The following is a 16,208-nucleotide window of genomic DNA, read 5'->3' as shown; positions in this document are numbered from 1 at the left end:
TAGAGACGCGATTCATCGCGTCTTTACCCAAGGATGTGTTGTAATCATTAATTGAATTGGTATCAGAATCAAGACGTTTCTGGTAGAGAAGCGTCTCCGACAGGAGAAGAGAAGGCTTTACACTATCCGTCAGCGTACAGAATTCCCAACTAAATTCTGGCTCCTGAATTCTGTTCGATAAAAAAGAGAGGCAGATAATTCTACCTCTCCTATATGGGGATAGACAAATTACTTGAACTATCCCATAATTAATTCCAACTAACTAGACTTAGTATCTGTTGGGTTTGTGAACAAGAAAGCTGAGAACTTGGCACTGCTTGATGTTGTCAAAACCCACAACACGGATATAGCTGTTGTTAAATTGAGAGCGGCATCCTTGAACTTCGCTCAATACTTCTTGAGTGGATTTAGCACCGAACAAAGGCAGCTTCCACATTGTCCAATATAATTCTGTTGGCTCAGAAGTTTCGTTAAATTCGATCGCAGGAATGTAACCTTGATTCAAGATGTACTGGACTTGTTTAGAGATTTGAGCATCAGACAGAGGGGGAAGATAAGAAAGGGTTTCGTAACGACGCTCTTTTGGTAAAGTTTGCATAGCTTTTGATAATGGGTTGCGATTTTTACTAGTAGATTGACCGAACTAATTGGATAAGTTATCCAAATCTCGATCTGAAGGTGTTTGATGTTCTGGTTGCAGACTGGGGTTAGATGTGTCTATTTGTGTGATGCGTTCTAAATGCTGGCGACGCTGCTCCATGTTGGCTTGCTGAATGCCAGTGCGAACCATTTCCGGTAAAAATTCTGCAATTTCTTCCGCAATGTGTTCTCTGACAGTCATGATTCGCAAAGCCAAATCTGGTTTTTCTCGCAACAGTTGCTCAATGAATGACTCACCATTTTGAATTTTGCCAGACGAAAAGTTATGCAACCAAAGTTCTAATGGCGGATTAGTTTCACCTAGCTGTGCCAATACTGTCCTTAGAGCCTGATAAGTCAGATAGCTTTGGAGAGTTTTGGCTGTGTCCTTCGCAATTTGCTTAAGATTCATGCTTGACCCCAGCCCTGAAGAGTTATGAGTTATGAGTTATGAGTTATGAATTAATGCAAATCCTAACTCTAGTACAGACGCGATGAATCGCGTCTCTACTTCTAACTCTTAACTCTTAACTGTTAACCCAGATCAGACGGTATCCATTGCTTCAAACTCGAACTTGATTTCTTTCCACAGTTCGCAAGCAGCAGCCAGTTCAGGAGACCACTTGGCAGCTTCACGGATGATATCGTTACCTTCACGAGCCAAGTTGCGGCCTTCGTTACGAGCTTGAACAACGGCTTCTAAGGCAACGCGGTTAGCAGTTGCACCAGGAGCGTTACCCCAAGGGTGTCCCAGAGTACCACCACCGAACTGTAGTACGGAGTCATCACCAAAGATTTCTACTAGCGCGGGCATGTGCCATACGTGGATACCACCAGAAGCAACTGCCATTACACCAGGTAGAGAAGCCCAGTCTTGGGTAAAGTAAATACCGCGAGACTTGTCTTGCTCAATGTAGTTTTCACGCAACAGGTCAACGAAGCCCATTGTGATGCCGCGCTCACCTTCCAATTTACCAACTACTGTACCAGTGTGGATGTGGTCGCCACCAGACAAACGTAGAGCTTTCGCCAATACACGGAAGTGAATACCGTGGTTCTTTTGACGGTCAATTACAGCGTGCATCGCACGGTGAATGTGCAGCAATAGACCGTTATCGCGGCACCAACGAGCCAATGTAGTGTTGGCGGTGAAACCTGCGGTGAGGTAGTCATGCATGATGATGGGCATTTTGAGTTCTTTAGCGTACTCAGCCCGCTTCAGCATTTCTTCACAGGTAGGAGCGGTGACATTTAGGTAGTGACCTTTGATTTCACCGGTTTCTGCTTGAGATTTGTTGATAGCTTCAGCGACGAACAAGAAGCGATCGCGCCATCTTTGGAATGGTGCGGAGTTAATGTTTTCGTCGTCTTTGGTGAAGTCCAAACCACCGCGTAAGCACTCGTATACAGCGCGTCCGTAGTTCTTAGCGGAAAGACCCAATTTGGGCTTAATGGTACAACCCAACAAAGGACGACCGTATTTGTTTAACTTATCGCGCTCAACTTGGATACCGTGAGGAGGCCCTTGGAAGGTCTTGATGTAAGCTACTGGAAAACGGATGTCTTCTAGACGCAGTGCCCGTAGAGCTTTGAAACCAAATACGTTACCGACAATTGAGGTCAATACGTTGGTTACAGAGCCTTCTTCAAATAAGTCCAAAGGATAGGCAACGTAACAAATGTACTGGTTGTCTTCGCCCCGAACTGGTTCGATGTCATAGCAACGACCTTTGTAGCGATCGAGGTCGGTGAGCAAATCTGTCCACACAGTTGTCCAAGTACCTGTGGAGGATTCAGCCGCAACAGCCGCACCTGCTTCTTCGGGAGGAACACCAGGCTGAGGTGTCATACGGAACGCAGCTAGAAGATCGGTATCTTTTGGTGTGTAATCCGGTGTGTAATAAGTTAGTCTGTAATCTTTAACCCCGGCTTGATACCCAGATTTGCTCTGAGTCTTCGTTTGAGCGTAAGACATAATTTTATCCTTCCCTGAAATCACTCTTGTTAATTATCAAATCACGTTTTGTGCAACTTCCCCTCACCCCGCTCTTGCCCCCCTGAGCGAGGGGAAGATCGGAAAAATTTTTTGTTAGGAGTTGCCTTTGGCAAAGGTTAGCAGTTTTTTTGCGGCGGACACAATGGATAGCGGTGGTAGCCCTCCTCACCAGTGTTTTCCCCTTCTAGGGGTACACGACCTAGCGCTTCTACTATTCCCTCTTGCTAAAAATCAAAATTCTTTTTTACCTCTTCTTCGCACCCAACTAAACCTTCTCTTCTCAATTTCACCAAAACTTCCGCACTTTGCGGCTTGATTTAGATAATTCCCCCATAAATTCGGGTATTCAGGGGATTGGGCTGGCTGGCACACATTCCCGCCTTTACACTCCTTATATCTTTCCCTTTCACGGAAAAGACACCAGAAAAGAATTTACTTGACAGAGATTTAGCAGAGTGGTGAGCAAAAGATAAAAGAATTGCACACCACGTAATTTGTAACTTGTTTCACAATATATCAAGAATTCGATAAGTTATTCTTTGAAAGTTTTTAACTTATCTATTTAATTTTGTTATTACATAAAGATTTAAACTTTTTGTTACAAATACTTTACAAAATGTCATTAATAACTGTAAAGAACTGAAAAGATGAGGGCGATGGCGAAATCCCCAGTTCCCACCAATACACTGAGTTTCGAGTGCGCGATAATCGAGCGACTTGTACTGAGTTTCGACACTTCGACTGCGCTCAGTGCATCGCTGCGCGGTAATCGAGCGACTTGTACTGAGCGTAGTCGTTGGCGCAGCCTCTCCGACAGGAGAAGTAAGTCGAGATTCAACTACCGCTTGTCGTTGGCGCAGCCTCTCCGACAGGAGAAGTAAGTCTAGATTCAACTACCGCTTGTCGTTGGCATAGCCTCTTCAAGAGTTATGTCCCCAATCCCCAATGTTTGAAAAATCCCAGCTAGGGGAACACTGAAATTAACCCAAAGCCAGTTGAGGTAAATGCTATGGGTACTGTCTTTAAAGGAAATGTCACCGTGGTATTGTTTTACAAGCGTACTAGTTTATTAATTACTTCTATCTTGCTGGGGTTGATAGCTTTGCCAAATATGGGATGGGCGCAAAAAACCCCTGACATTAATTCATCTGATGTAACTCCCGCTTACCCAGCTTCCGCACCGCCACCGCGAGTAGAATCTTTGCCCGATGAGCGGGGAGTTGAAGAAAATTCGCCAGAAACTGATTATCGTGTTGGTAACTTACTGGCAGATGTTACAGGCAATCTTTGGGTAGGTTCTTGGCGGGGACTATCGCGAATCGATCCTAAAACCGGCAAGATTATTTCTCGTGTTAGCTTACCAAATGTTGCCATTGGTGCTTTAGCCCAAGACAAAGTAGGACGTTTGTGGGTGGGAAGTTATGGCGGACTAGTTCGAGTAGACCCTCGAACTAATGAAATCACCGCACAGAATTTATTTTTGCCTTCTAAACGCGTGTTGTCACTGTTACTTGACAAACGAGGTTATTTGTGGACTGGAACCGATAGCGGTTTAGCCCTAATTAGTCCCGACCAAGGCTTGATTATGACAACATTAAAAAATCTGCCTGGTGTCAGTGCTAATGCCCTGACTTTAGATGCTGAAGGTCAATTGTGGGTTGGTACTCTGGATGGGTTGGTGCGGGTAAATACTGCTAGTGCTGCGATTATGAAGCGAATAGCTGATTTGCCAGGGACGACTGTACAAGCTTTAGCTATTAGTCCAGAAGGGTTAATTTGGGCGGGAATGCCGAATAATTTGCTAGTTATTAACCCAAAAACTGGTGCAGTGTTGCGGTCTGTAACTCGTCTGCGTGGGCGTGATGTAACGGCGATACGTTTTGCTAAAGATGGTAGTGTCTGGGTCGGGACTAATAATGGTTTGTTACGATTAGATCCAAATACAGGAGCCGTATTAGACCCAGAAGTTGCTGGACTTCCTTCTAGTCGGGTTCTTACCCTTGCACCTGACATCGCCAATAAATTATGGATTGGTACTAGTGAAGGTCTAGCGTGGTTAATGCCCAAAACGGACAGTGCAAAACCCCATATTGCATTCAGTCGCGCCGTTAAATGATTAGTCGTTTGTCCTTTGTCCTTTGTCATTAGTCATTTGCTAAGGACAGAAGACAAAGGACAAAAAATCCAAAATCTAAAATCTAAAATCTAAAATTGGCAATGGCAATCACTACCCAGCAATTAATTCAATGGAAACAACAGGGACGTTCAATTGTGGCGTTGACTGCCTGGGATTATGCGATCGCTCAACTCCTGGATGCAGCTGGTGTAGACTTAATCCTTGTGGGTGACTCTATGGCAGTAGTTTTAGGGTATGAAACAACACTGCCAATTACTTTGGATGAAATTATCTATCATGCTAAAGCTGTTCGCCGTGGGGTGAAACGGGCATTAGTAGTAGTAGATTTACCATTCTTGACGTATCAAGAAAGTCTCCAACAAGCGATGCACTCAGCTGGGCGGGTACTAAAGGAAACGGGCGCTCAAGCGGTAAAGTTAGAAGGTGGCTATCCTGCGATCGCTGAAACTGTGACTCGTTTGGTAGAAGCCGGAATTCCGGTCATGGGTCATGTGGGTTTGACACCGCAATCAATACATCAACTGGGTTTGCGACAACAAGGAAAGACGCAAGAAGCCAGTGAGAGGATTTTACAAGAAGCGATCGCTCTCGAACAAGCTGGTGTATTTTCTCTAGTTTTAGAGCATATCCCCGCAGATTTAGCAATGCAGATTTCACAAAAATTGACTATTCCCACAATTGGTATTGGTGCGGGAGTTCACTGCGATGGACAAGTTTTAGTTACTTCAGATGTCCTTGGACTGGCCCAGAAGCATCCACCATTCGCCAAAGTTTACACAAATCTACGCGAGACAATTACCAAAGCCGTCCAAGATTATGCCGCAGAAGTGCGAGACCGGAAGTTTCCTTGACTTCATCATTAACTATGGCTGAAAGTGAAGCAACAAATTTCTTAATAGTTCTACTTCAAAAAGAGCCAGAGCAAGTACAAGCTTGGTTGAGAATGGTTTGGGCAGAGCCACAGCAAGTACCAGAAAAATTTAATTGGCTTGGTTTAGCTGAAGTCTCTACTTTCAGAGCGCAAGAACTAGCCAATGAAGAATTTAATGAATCTCATTCAGAAAGCCTTGCTTGGGCAGAGATAGCAACTTCAGTTTACGAATTTTTAGCTGAAAATAATCCTAGTTTTTCTGAGCTATATCTAAATTCTTTAATGGGATTACGAGCTTACATGATTGTAAAATTTGGTGCCTTTCCAGAAAATCCAGTTCTCGATATACAGCAGATTGTTACTTGGTTTTTCGATAATTTACACATTTCCTACCAAGAAGCATTAACTAAAGCAGCAGATTGGAGAGAAGCTTTAGCAGCCAAGAATCCAGAAGAAACTCAAAAAAAGTTTGATAGCGAACTTGAAGATTTCAGAAAACTAAGGTTGATTAAGAATCGGTTATCAATCATTAAATATTTATCTAAGAGTAAAGATTTTGTTCCAAACGAGGAACTCAATATTTGGATTTCACTTTGGGAGAAATTGCCCTGAGTTCTACTGCTGAAGTATTTTTAAATCTTTTTTTAATGTAGTACCGCAACCTAAATAATTAAATCAACAATAACTACTAAATAAAAGTTAAATAAAGGGCTAATCGAGAACATAAAAAACCTCGACTTAATGCCGAGGTAGATGGGAGAAGTCCAAATGTCGATGGGATATTGCAAAACCGAAGTCTGTTTTTCTTAGTTAACACCCAATGCAACCAAAACTATATAGGAAATAGACAAGGTGCAATTTTAGCTATGCAGCTTACTCTAGGGCTTTACTAAGCTATGTAAATAAATATAACAATAATATTACAAATAGTCAACTAGACTTGACAAACAAAGGCTGATATATTTTATAAGGAATACTTATCAAAACAGTACGAGCCGCAAATAAAACGGGTTACTGGGTGAGATAGTCAATGAAAACGAGAACCGATGTTTTGGGGAGTAGAAAAACTAAACGATTAGCTGCACAATTCAGGTAGGTGGAATTAAGCCAGAGATTTGAGAAGCTAGCTACTAGATCGCGAAAGTCTTTACAATTCCCTTGTTGACTCAAAAAGTATTTCTCGACCTATGACGAATCAAGCTCCTATACCGGTTATTGTCAACGGTGCTGCTGGCAAAATGGGCCGTGAGGTGGTTAAGGCGGTGGCACAAGCGCCTGACTTAAACCTAGTGGGTGCAATTGACTACAGTTTAGAACATCAAGATAAAGATGCCGGGGAGTTGGCGGGTTTAAGCGAACCTTTGGAAGTGCCAATTACCAATCAATTAGAACCGATGTTGGGGTATGTGGCTGGCGACAGACAATCTCCTCCAGGGGTGATTGTAGACTTTACCCATCCCGATTCAGTTTATGACAATATTCGCAGTGCGATCGCTTACGGTATTCGTCCTGTAGTCGGCACTACTGGGTTAAGTTCAGAACAAATTCAAGACTTGGCAGATTTTGCCGACAAAGCTAGCACTGGTTGCCTAATTATTCCTAATTTTTCCATTGGCATGGTACTGTTGCAACAAGCTGCGATCGCAGCTTCTAAATATTTTGACCATGTGGAAATTATCGAACTGCATCACAACCAAAAAGCTGATGCTCCTAGCGGTACTGCCATTCAAACAGCCCAGTTACTAGGAGAATTGGGTAAAACTTTTAACCCTGCTCTTGTAGAAGAAACGGAGAAATTACCAGGAGCGAGGGGCAGTATTGCAGATGAAGGAATTAGAATTCATAGCGTGCGCTTGCCGGGATTGATTGCCCACCAGGAAGTGATTTTTGGCGCAGCAGGACAGATTTATACTTTACGACATGATACGAGCGATCGCGCTTGTTATATGCCAGGAGTGCTACTAGCAATTCGCAAAGTCTTAGGGTTAAAGTCGTTAGTATATGGATTAGAAAAGATACTTTAAACTCACTATTGGGCATTCATTACTTAGCACTCATGTTAGTACCACTGACTCGCCAGAAATTTGAACAAGTTGTCCCCCTAATTGCTACTGGTTTGCAGTACAAATATTACTGGGGGAAGTTCTCAAATTTTTTGCAACGGCTGTTAATTTCTGTAGTTGCGGTAGTTGTTATTTTGCTTGTAACAGTTATTTTCAAGCTTGAGTTTGCTTCAATAGTATTTGTACTAGGGGTAATTAGCGCTTTTTTTTGGCTGTGGTATCCAGTGTTTCAAGCAAGTATGCGGAATTTACAATGCCGCCGTTATAAATACGGCGGCTTTTTCCGTGGTCGAGTCTTAGATTGGTGGATTACAGACCAGTTAATAGGTAAAACCGAAACAGTCAACAACAAAGGCGAATTGGTGATTGTAGAAAACCGAGAAAAACAGATAAATTTAGAGATAGGTGATGATACAGGATTTAGTATTGAGTTTGTAGCGCCATTGCGTCCTGCCCACAAAGTTATTACTCGCGGTCAAATTGCAGAAATGGTAGTGATGTCCAATCGCCCAGATTTGAGCAGTATTGATGAATTTAGCGATATATACTTTCCTAATCGTGACCTGTGGGTTAGCGATTATCCTTATCTGCGCCGAGATTTCTTTAACGAAGTCGGTCGTCGCTTGCGTGAAGACCAACAACAAAAGCCGCGTCGGCGGCGTCGTAGAGTAGAGGATTGAAAAGGTAATTAGCTATAGGACAATACAGTTCAGAATGAGCAACAAAACCCAGATGTAGAGACGCGATTTATCGCGTCTTGAAAGACCAATGTCTACATCAATAATCCTTCACCCAAGCGTATTGCAGTATAGACTTCTATTTCACATATCCTGAATTTCCTGCCTGATTGCTAACGAGAGCATCCCACTTTGATGAGTTTTTCTTGCAAGCGATAAGTCACTGTCCCACAGGCAAAACCTGCCGAATTAGATTCTACATAAGGTCGTGTCGGCGGATTTTGTTTATCTAACCGCGATTTCCAATTGCCAGATATTTTTTTTAGAGTGGGATACTTGCTTAAAAATTGTGAGCCTGCAACAATATCGTGAGAACCTTTAACATTTATCTTAGAACTATTCATGTAGATATTATAATCATAAATAACGTTTTTATTTTTAGTCTTATTATTAATATTTTTTCCAGGATAAGCATAGAGAATGTTCCTGAGAATTCTGACATCAGATGATGTATGAGCAAATATTTGCCCGCCATTAAGTTCTGGACTTTGATTATTTAAAACAGCTGTGTTATTTACAATATCAACATGCTCGCTTAAAAATGCATGAATACCTGACCCACCATTATTAAATGCAAGATTATTTTGAACTAAAGTGTATCCTTTATATGCATCCAATTTGGAGTTATTTTGATCGTTTCTAGAACTATCGATAATAATACCATTACCGTCTGTGATCTTTCCGACTGCAATCCAAGGGATGTACATGCGATTGTTGTAGGTTTTGTTGTTAGTAACAAACATCTTGTATCCCCGCTTATTGTCAGAGTTCCAACTATTCAAAATTGAAATGCCACTGTTACCATAAACACTATACCAGGCATTATCGAACACTTCGTTATTATCTATTGTCACATAATCCGATTCAATCGCTGAAATACCTGCTCCTCCACACTTATGTACCTTGTTGTTGACAATCCGTATATGGCGACTATGACCATTTGTTCGTCCATCCACACTGATGCAGTTTCCATTTGTAAGCGGGTTTTGTTTGTTAGTCTTCTGACTCATTGCATAATCAAGGGTTATATTGCGATTATTTCCTATCACCTCCAGCCCATTTATCTCGATGTATGAAGCTCCATTTGAAATCGAGATACCGTTCCATGTATTGTGCTGAATTTTTGGGAAATGACCGGGATATGCTTTATACTTAATCCATGCATTTGCAGTTCCAGAACGTCTAATACTTACTGCACTACCAGCTTTGCCTAAATTTGTGTACACTCCGTTCATAATCAATACTGTATCGCCAGGGTTAGTCAGATTTGCTGCCTTTTGAATTGTTCTAAAGGCGGATGAAATAGAGAGTCCGCTATTTGTGTCATTTCCAGCACCACTAACATAGTATGTTTTTGGAGTTACCGTAGTGCTAATTAGCTGACGGTTGGATAGGATAATTTCCTTGTTAGTAGATACCTGACGAACGTTTTTAACTAAAGATACTTTTATTCCTTCTCCATCAACCAAAAGACTTAATACCACAGGAATTGTAAGATATGCACTTAAATTGAAAGCTTGAATTACCACAAGAAAAGGCTCCTTGAACGGCACGACTTCAGAAAAATATGAGGATATTCAATGATTGATGAATACTCTTTTGGATACAAAATATAATCATCGAGTCGACTTTCCTAGCTCCCCCGATTTCCATCTTGTCCATAGGCTTGCCAAGCTAAGTCTACCAACCCATCAACGATCGCAGCTGCTACAACTGCATTACCTTTGCGGCCGTCAATTATAATGTGAGGGACTAGAGAGTCTTGTAAACGTTCTTTAGCTTCATCAACATTTACAAATCCCACTGGAGTTGCGATTATTAAAGCAGGTCTAATTTCCTCAACTTCAATTAAATCCACCAGTGCAGTCAAAGCCGTTTGGGCTTGACCCACCACAAAAATTCCCTCTGGATAACGCTTTGCTAAAGTTTCTATTCCCCATGCTGCGCGAGTCTTTTCTTTTTGAGGGCGTGTGAGAGCTTCCATGCTGCAATACACTGGATTCGCAAAGGTATTTTGAATATCGTAGGCAATACCTACTTGTACCATCGGGACATCTACCACAATCGTGGTACGTGCGGCTAGCGCTGCTGCTCCAGCTTGCAAGGCACGCTCAGAAAAGCGAATCAAAGACTTATACTCAAAGTCAGCCGTGGCGTAGATTACCCGACGCACAATCTCATACTCTGCGGGTGAAAAGACATGATCGCCAATTTCACTATCAATGATTGCTAAACTTTGAGCATCAGTTACGTGCCATTCCATTTTTGTTGAGCTTCTCAAATATTAGCTTTCAGCTTATCAGCTTCAGAGAGTTAAGAGTTAAGAGTTAGGAGTTATAAGTTAATTAAACTATTCACTCCTAACTACTCACTCATAACTCATTACTAGAAGACCGATTGAAAATAGGAGATAGGTAGGCAACCAAGACGCCAATGAGAAACCCAGAGATATTGCGAACTAAAGGCAACCAGTCGCTTGTACGTGTCACAACTGGCCCAATGCCGAAGGCAATAAACAAGATTCCCCACAAAGGTGAGAAAATTAAAGCCCATTGCCAAGCAAAAACTTGTCCTTTTTGGCGGGGTTGAGCTGCAAATCCACAAATCACCCCACCAATAACTGAGGTAATCAAGGTGAGAATCCACTGCTCTCGTGGTAGTCCGGGGACAACATTACAACCCCCTTTGAGCAAACAGCCTTTAACCGATTCTAAAGCTTGTAGAATCGCTTGATCTTCACCTTGTTCGCGGACAAAATACAAATTACCGAAGCGAGTTTGCAGTTCTATCCAAAAAGTCCGGGGTAAAAGTTTATAAACAGCATCGCCGACGCTAAAACTGAGGATGTTACCGCCACGAGAATCGGCAACGAGTAGAATGCTTTTGTCATCCAAACCCCAATATTTGATAACTGCGCGACCTGGGGTGCGGTCATACTGGGTTAAGACTCGCAATTTCCAGCCTGTGTCGGCTTCAAACTGCTCTAAATCTTTAACAAGCTTTTCTTCTTGCAGTACAGGCAGAGATTTAGCTAAATCTACAACTGGGGTAAAGGTGTCAGGAAGTAACTCAGGATTGTCATAAGCCAGTGCTGGGGGAGAATGCATCACCCAAATTGACCCAGCCAGGAAAAATATTGCAATAGATACTAGAATTCGTCGCCAAAAACAAGATTGCATGGACGTTTTTATACAAATATTAACGGTAAAAGCGAACAAGTTGTTTTAAAAGAGTACTAGAAAAATGATATGTTCTTTACACTTGTTTACTTTACTCTAATCTAGGGGATCAAAGCAAAAGGTTTTTGAGTATTGGGTATGCCCAATGACGGCAGTTGCTCCACTTGGGGAGACCCCAGACGCTCGCGGACTCGCTAACGCTACGCTATGCGCTAAAGCGTCTCCCCTTGGGAGAAGACCGCACTGCCTCCCCAATGCCCTAATTCAATCTTCATCATCGAAATTGGTTTCCCAGCTAGTGGCATCGTTATAACCGTCATTAACGCGGTACACTTCTGCTTTGATTCGACGATTTTCTTGCCTCAACACTTCTCGTTCTCGCAACGTTAGTGGTGGTTTTTCATTGCTTGGGGTGCGATATCGCTCGTCCGCCTTGCGGGTTTTTGGCGCGTGAAGTTTCTCCAAGCAGCTTTCGCGCCCACAAAGATGCTGCGCGTACTTACTTGCAGATTTTGAGCCTGAATTCTTGCACTATCAAGGCTTTGATCGACTTGTTTCACAACCTGACTAGCACTTTTTACGCCCTCACTGACATCATCAGTTAAGTCAGTGATTTCCAAACCAGTCACACGGATAGCTTCTAAAGTCGGTGGTAACTCCCGCGAGAGAGTATCAAATAGCTTTTCTGCACTGCGAGCCGCGCGTGCTAACTCCTGCAAAGCCGGTATCGCCGCCACTAAAACCGCAGTCAAGCTTGTGGCGACTAAAAGTAAGGAAAGTCCCAACCAAAACAGGGGTTCAATCACGGTTATGTCATTTATGAGCGTTCTAATTGCTGTGGAAGCGAATCTGAGTCTTTAACAGATGTTTGTCGCTTCAAGACTTGGCTTTCTCGCTGGCTGGCATCTACACCTGCTGCGATCGCTTCCCGTAATCGATCTAAAGTCTCATCCCAATTTCGTAGTGCGCTAGCAGAGAGACGATCTGCCTGAATTTGCACACTCATTGATAAATCTTCTGCCAATTCTGGGATAGCATTAGCAGATTTTTTCAAAATTTTACGCGTTTCGCGCCCTGTGCGTGGAGCCACGAGTAAACCGGTCAAAGCACCGATTGTAGCTCCCAGCATCAAACCGCCAAAAAATACTCCAGAACGGTTATTAGACATGTTATTGTTTCTCTCCTTACACCCATTTTAGGTGGGTTTTCTCCCCTTGTAAGACTCAACCGATTTTATTCAGTTAATCTATGGTGACAAAATATCAGCCAGAAATGTTGCTTTTATTCATTAATACTAAAAGCATTAATTACTTGTAATTCAAAACTCCCCGTATTTCTCAACGTTTTGATACCTCTGGTGGGCATCTTTTTGTGTTATGTCTTGGGTATTCCATACCCTTCTACTGAAGGAACGCTCTTAATAACAAGCTTTGAGGGTATGGAAAGAGGAAGTGATGCCTGCGGCGGTCACTGAGCTTTGTCGTACCACTTCGTGGAAGCAAGCTACGCGGAGCGTCTCGCAGAGAAGTGCGGGCTATGCCTACGCTAGAAGCCAATGCACCCTATGGGATCTTACTACGGATCTTTCTGTGTGTTCCCCGTCAGCCTTAATATAGACCTCTTGGCATTTGTGCCTTTTGCAAGAGGTTGGGAAATGGGTGCATGTTAAAGGGGAATGTTAATTTTATCCCTTTTCCCTTTAACCCTTACCCTTTACCCGACAAATGCCAAGAAGTCTAATGTTCATATGAACCTGACATAACTCATTTTGCAACTGTTCTTTTCCGAGATATTAACTCTAGCTTCAGAAAATAACGCTGCCAGATTTGCCGCCCTAGCAAAAGTAAATTGATAATTTGCCGCACTTGTTGAATTTGCATTTGTAGCGCTTGATTTCTCTGCCGTAAGTTATAAATATTCTGTTGGCTGAGATAAATATTTTCGGGTGCTTTATTCAGGGTTGTATTCGTACAACTTTCATAAGCGGTTAACCTATCTGCTATGTATGCTAACTGCTGCTTAAGTTGCCACACCCGCCAAGCCACATAAATTAGTATCAGTGAAATCAGGGTGTTAATTATGACAACTAAAATTACCATTATTTATCTTGACCAATATTAGCTTTGAGGAATTGTTCTATATACTTGATTTGGCTCTTATTTAATGATGAAGAAACTAAAGGATAAAATTTATGGCACAAAGTACATCCTGGATTCTGGCAATAAAAAGTAGTTAGATAATGCTCTAAGCAATATTAAAAGGCTTTACTAGGTAAAAATTAGTGTAACAAAGGCTGATGGCTAAAAAATCGCCAATTTGCCAATTTTGTAACAATGATATGTCCACACCTGGCAAAACCACAGCTACAATTGCCTTAGATTCACGACTCGGTTTGCGAAATCAACCCGTATGCTCCATAAGCCCCATTACTACCTCCCACTCCTTAACCTGCTAATCCTAATCAATGTGCGAGCTTTGTGGGATGTAAGCGCAATGGTATAGACCCTTCAACAGATGGTGAGAGAACTACACTTCTTGGAGACTCCCCAGCATTGCCTCTATTATTGTGCTTCGACCTCTACCAGTTTTCCAGTTTGTCGTGTGCAGTTAACTAATATTTTGCCTGTAAACACCTCACTAGTGGATCGCCAATCAAAAATTGCTGGGTGTGGACTTGGGAAACAGATAAGTGATGGAGGAGAAAGTCTCTTAATTCCTCTTCCCTTAAACTTTACCCTTTTCTTTGCCGAAGCCTTCTCCCTCAGCCCTTAATCTCTTCTTTGCTGAAGACTCTCCCCTGGTATTTTACTAATACTTTACCAACAATGATTATCTTTTTTTATACATCCAGTAGGAGTTGAGGATGTCAAAAAAATCGCCATTGAATAATTTCTTCCCAGTTATTCTTGCTGCCTTAACAATTGGATTTGTTGGATGTAGAAATCAAGCTGTAAGCACTACATTCACTCAGACTAACACCCAAGTAAATGAGAATCTTCCCCAAGTTGTAGCGACTACAAGCGTACTGTGTGACTTAACCAGGCAGGTTGCTGGCAATACAGTTAACCTCACCTGCTTAATTTCCCCTTCTGCCGACCCCCAATTTTATAAACCAAAACCGGAAGATCGTAAAGCCATTGAGCAAGCTAATCTTATTCTTTATAATGGTTACAATTTTGAACCAAATCTGATTAAGTTAATTAAAGCAACTAAAAACCCTACACCAAAAATAGCCGTTGCTCAACTGGCAGTACCTAAGCCACAAAAATTTCAGGTAGGTGGTAAGAATATAACCGCTCCTCATGTTTGGCACAATACCAAAAATGCTATCAGAATGGTGGAGGTAATTAATAGTAATTTGAGAAAATTACAATCTAGTGATGCAGAGGCTTATAGCAGTAATACTAAAAAAATTACCAATGAACTCACTCAACTAGATAGCTGGATTAAGTCAAGAATTGCCAGTATTCCTACCAAAGAACGTAAGCTAGTTACAACCTCTGATGCACTGAGTTATTACGCCAAAGCATACCGTATTTCATTGACAGGAGGATTGCAAAGTATTAGTACTAATGAAAATCTGACAACCGAACGAGTCAAAAATTTGGCTACAAACATTAAACGGGCTAAAGTCTCAACAATTTTTGCTGAGGCGGAAATTAATCCTAATTTGATTCAATCTGTAGCCAAAGAAGCTGAAGTGAATATTTCTGACAGAAAGCTGTATGCTGAGGGACTTGGTGAACCAGGAAGCGACGCGGACACTTATCAGAAAATGATGATTGCCAATACACGCACAATTGTAGAAGGGCTAGGAGGGACGTATTTGATGTTTGAAAGAAAAGCTGCTAGGTAGCCATAACATCAATTTAGTAATCCTAAAAACTCAGTTTATTAGTAGCAAGTTGAGTTGAGAAACAAAACCTAACATTTAATCCTTGTTTATGTTGGGTTTCACTGGCGTTCAACCCAACCTACATTGATAGATTTTGTTATTCAAAATTTAAAATCGTTAGACTGAAGGCTTACGACAAGTCCAAAATCCAAAATCGACTCACCATCCCCAAGTACCAGGAGCGCCTTTAAATGGCCCAACAATATCACTGGTTATCCAACCGCCGTAGAAGTTGCCTGGTTGTGGTTGCACCTCTTCGCTATTAACGTAGCATTTATCCATTAAATGAGCATAAAAAGCTACATAGTCCTTGATAGATTCAAAGGCTGGTGTGGGTTTGGGGTAGAACCAAGCAGCATTATGGACTTGTTTATCACCAACTCGGATTGTATAGTAACCAGCATTACCCTTCCACTCACAAAAGCTAGATTGCGGAGTCATCTGTAGATATTCCATTTTGATATCCGCTGGGGGAATGTAGTAAGAAGGAGGATGACTGGTTTCTAAAACACGTTTGGCGCTGTGAGTATCTACAATTACTACTCCGTTAAAGATTATTTGGATATGTTTGGTTGTGTCCTCCAAAAGAGGAGGACGGGGGTAATCCCAAACTGATTCTTGTCCGGGAGCGGGTTCGATACGTTGAAAATTAACCATTATGAAGAGTGCTGCTTGCTAAGTGCTAAGAGAG

At 42.1% G+C, this 16,208-nt stretch carries 15 protein-coding genes and 1 pseudogene; 6 read left to right on the top strand and 10 right to left on the bottom strand.

The annotated features are described in order from the left end of the window. Positions 1-268 precede the first annotated feature (268 nt). The 3 genes from ACR5KR_RS34330 to ACR5KR_RS34320 form a co-directional block, all read right to left on the bottom strand. The gene (locus tag ACR5KR_RS34330; RefSeq protein ID WP_322696505.1) at positions 269-598 is read right to left on the bottom strand and encodes a ribulose bisphosphate carboxylase small subunit; all 330 of its coding nucleotides are present in this window, start codon (positions 596-598) and stop codon (positions 269-271) included. A 45-nt stretch (positions 599-643) separates the two neighbouring features. Then, positions 644-1,051 carry a RuBisCO chaperone RbcX gene (gene rcbX, locus ACR5KR_RS34325; protein ID WP_445629612.1) on the bottom strand — a complete coding sequence of 136 codons (408 nt, stop codon included), beginning with the start codon at positions 1,049-1,051 and terminating at the stop codon, positions 644-646. A gap of 132 nt (positions 1,052-1,183) precedes the next feature. Beyond that, positions 1,184-2,614: a form I ribulose bisphosphate carboxylase large subunit gene (locus ACR5KR_RS34320; RefSeq protein ID WP_445629611.1), complete on the bottom strand. Its 1,431-nt coding sequence runs from the start codon at positions 2,612-2,614 to the stop codon at positions 1,184-1,186. Between the two features lie 1,030 nt (positions 2,615-3,644). Between ACR5KR_RS34320 and ACR5KR_RS34315 the strand changes: the two genes are divergently transcribed. From ACR5KR_RS34315 to ACR5KR_RS34295, 5 genes are all read left to right on the top strand, one after another. Beyond that, a complete protein-coding gene (locus ACR5KR_RS34315) occupies positions 3,645-4,751 on the top strand; it encodes a ligand-binding sensor domain-containing protein (protein ID WP_448269857.1) in 1,107 nt (368 codons plus the stop codon). Positions 4,752-4,852: 101 nt separating this feature from the next. Further along, on the top strand, positions 4,853-5,623 hold the full coding sequence (gene panB / locus ACR5KR_RS34310; RefSeq protein ID WP_445629610.1) for a 3-methyl-2-oxobutanoate hydroxymethyltransferase: 771 nt from the start codon (positions 4,853-4,855) through the stop codon (positions 5,621-5,623). Between the two features lie 14 nt (positions 5,624-5,637). Then, the gene (locus tag ACR5KR_RS34305) at positions 5,638-6,255 is read left to right on the top strand and encodes a hypothetical protein (RefSeq protein WP_448269855.1); all 618 of its coding nucleotides are present in this window, start codon (positions 5,638-5,640) and stop codon (positions 6,253-6,255) included. A gap of 575 nt (positions 6,256-6,830) precedes the next feature. Then, positions 6,831-7,667, top strand: coding sequence for a 4-hydroxy-tetrahydrodipicolinate reductase (gene dapB, locus ACR5KR_RS34300; protein WP_448269853.1), 837 nt, complete (start codon positions 6,831-6,833; stop codon positions 7,665-7,667). Between the two features lie 32 nt (positions 7,668-7,699). Next, complete coding sequence (locus ACR5KR_RS34295; protein ID WP_448269852.1) at positions 7,700-8,386, top strand: phosphate ABC transporter permease; 687 nt, start codon at positions 7,700-7,702, stop codon at positions 8,384-8,386. 170 nt (positions 8,387-8,556) lie between these two features. On the opposite strand, the gene ACR5KR_RS34290 is transcribed toward ACR5KR_RS34295, so the two are convergent. The 6 genes and pseudogenes from ACR5KR_RS34290 to ACR5KR_RS34265 form a co-directional block, all read right to left on the bottom strand. Then, positions 8,557-9,972, bottom strand: coding sequence for a right-handed parallel beta-helix repeat-containing protein (locus ACR5KR_RS34290; protein ID WP_448269850.1), 1,416 nt, complete (start codon positions 9,970-9,972; stop codon positions 8,557-8,559). A gap of 104 nt (positions 9,973-10,076) precedes the next feature. After that, entirely contained in the window at positions 10,077-10,706 is a 630-nt protein-coding gene (locus ACR5KR_RS34285; protein WP_289799093.1) for a precorrin-8X methylmutase, read from the bottom strand. Positions 10,707-10,815: 109 nt separating this feature from the next. Beyond that, a complete protein-coding gene (locus ACR5KR_RS34280; RefSeq protein ID WP_445629606.1) occupies positions 10,816-11,622 on the bottom strand; it encodes a TPM domain-containing protein in 807 nt (268 codons plus the stop codon). A gap of 264 nt (positions 11,623-11,886) precedes the next feature. After that, positions 11,887-12,428, bottom strand: a pseudogene (locus ACR5KR_RS34275) (DUF948 domain-containing protein). 11 nt (positions 12,429-12,439) lie between these two features. Further along, positions 12,440-12,790, bottom strand: coding sequence for a YtxH domain-containing protein (locus tag ACR5KR_RS34270; RefSeq protein WP_445629604.1), 351 nt, complete (start codon positions 12,788-12,790; stop codon positions 12,440-12,442). 595 nt (positions 12,791-13,385) lie between these two features. Further along, positions 13,386-13,721 (bottom strand): hypothetical protein, encoded by a 336-nt coding sequence (locus tag ACR5KR_RS34265; RefSeq protein ID WP_448269847.1) that lies wholly within the window; start codon positions 13,719-13,721, stop codon positions 13,386-13,388. Positions 13,722-14,485: 764 nt separating this feature from the next. On the opposite strand from ACR5KR_RS34265, the gene ACR5KR_RS34260 reads away from it, so the two are divergent. After that, positions 14,486-15,478, top strand: a complete 993-nt coding sequence (locus tag ACR5KR_RS34260; RefSeq protein ID WP_448269845.1) for a metal ABC transporter solute-binding protein, Zn/Mn family — start codon at positions 14,486-14,488, stop codon at positions 15,476-15,478. A 198-nt stretch (positions 15,479-15,676) separates the two neighbouring features. Here ACR5KR_RS34260 and ACR5KR_RS34255 read toward each other — a convergent pair whose 3' ends face one another. Next, on the bottom strand, positions 15,677-16,174 hold the full coding sequence (locus ACR5KR_RS34255; RefSeq protein ID WP_448269843.1) for a DUF427 domain-containing protein: 498 nt from the start codon (positions 16,172-16,174) through the stop codon (positions 15,677-15,679). Positions 16,175-16,208 lie beyond the last annotated feature (34 nt).

This window comes from Nostoc sp. DSM 114159, from assembly GCF_053470285.1.
The sequence above is the reverse complement of the archived record's forward strand: the minus strand, read 5'-3'. Positions and strand labels throughout refer to the sequence as shown.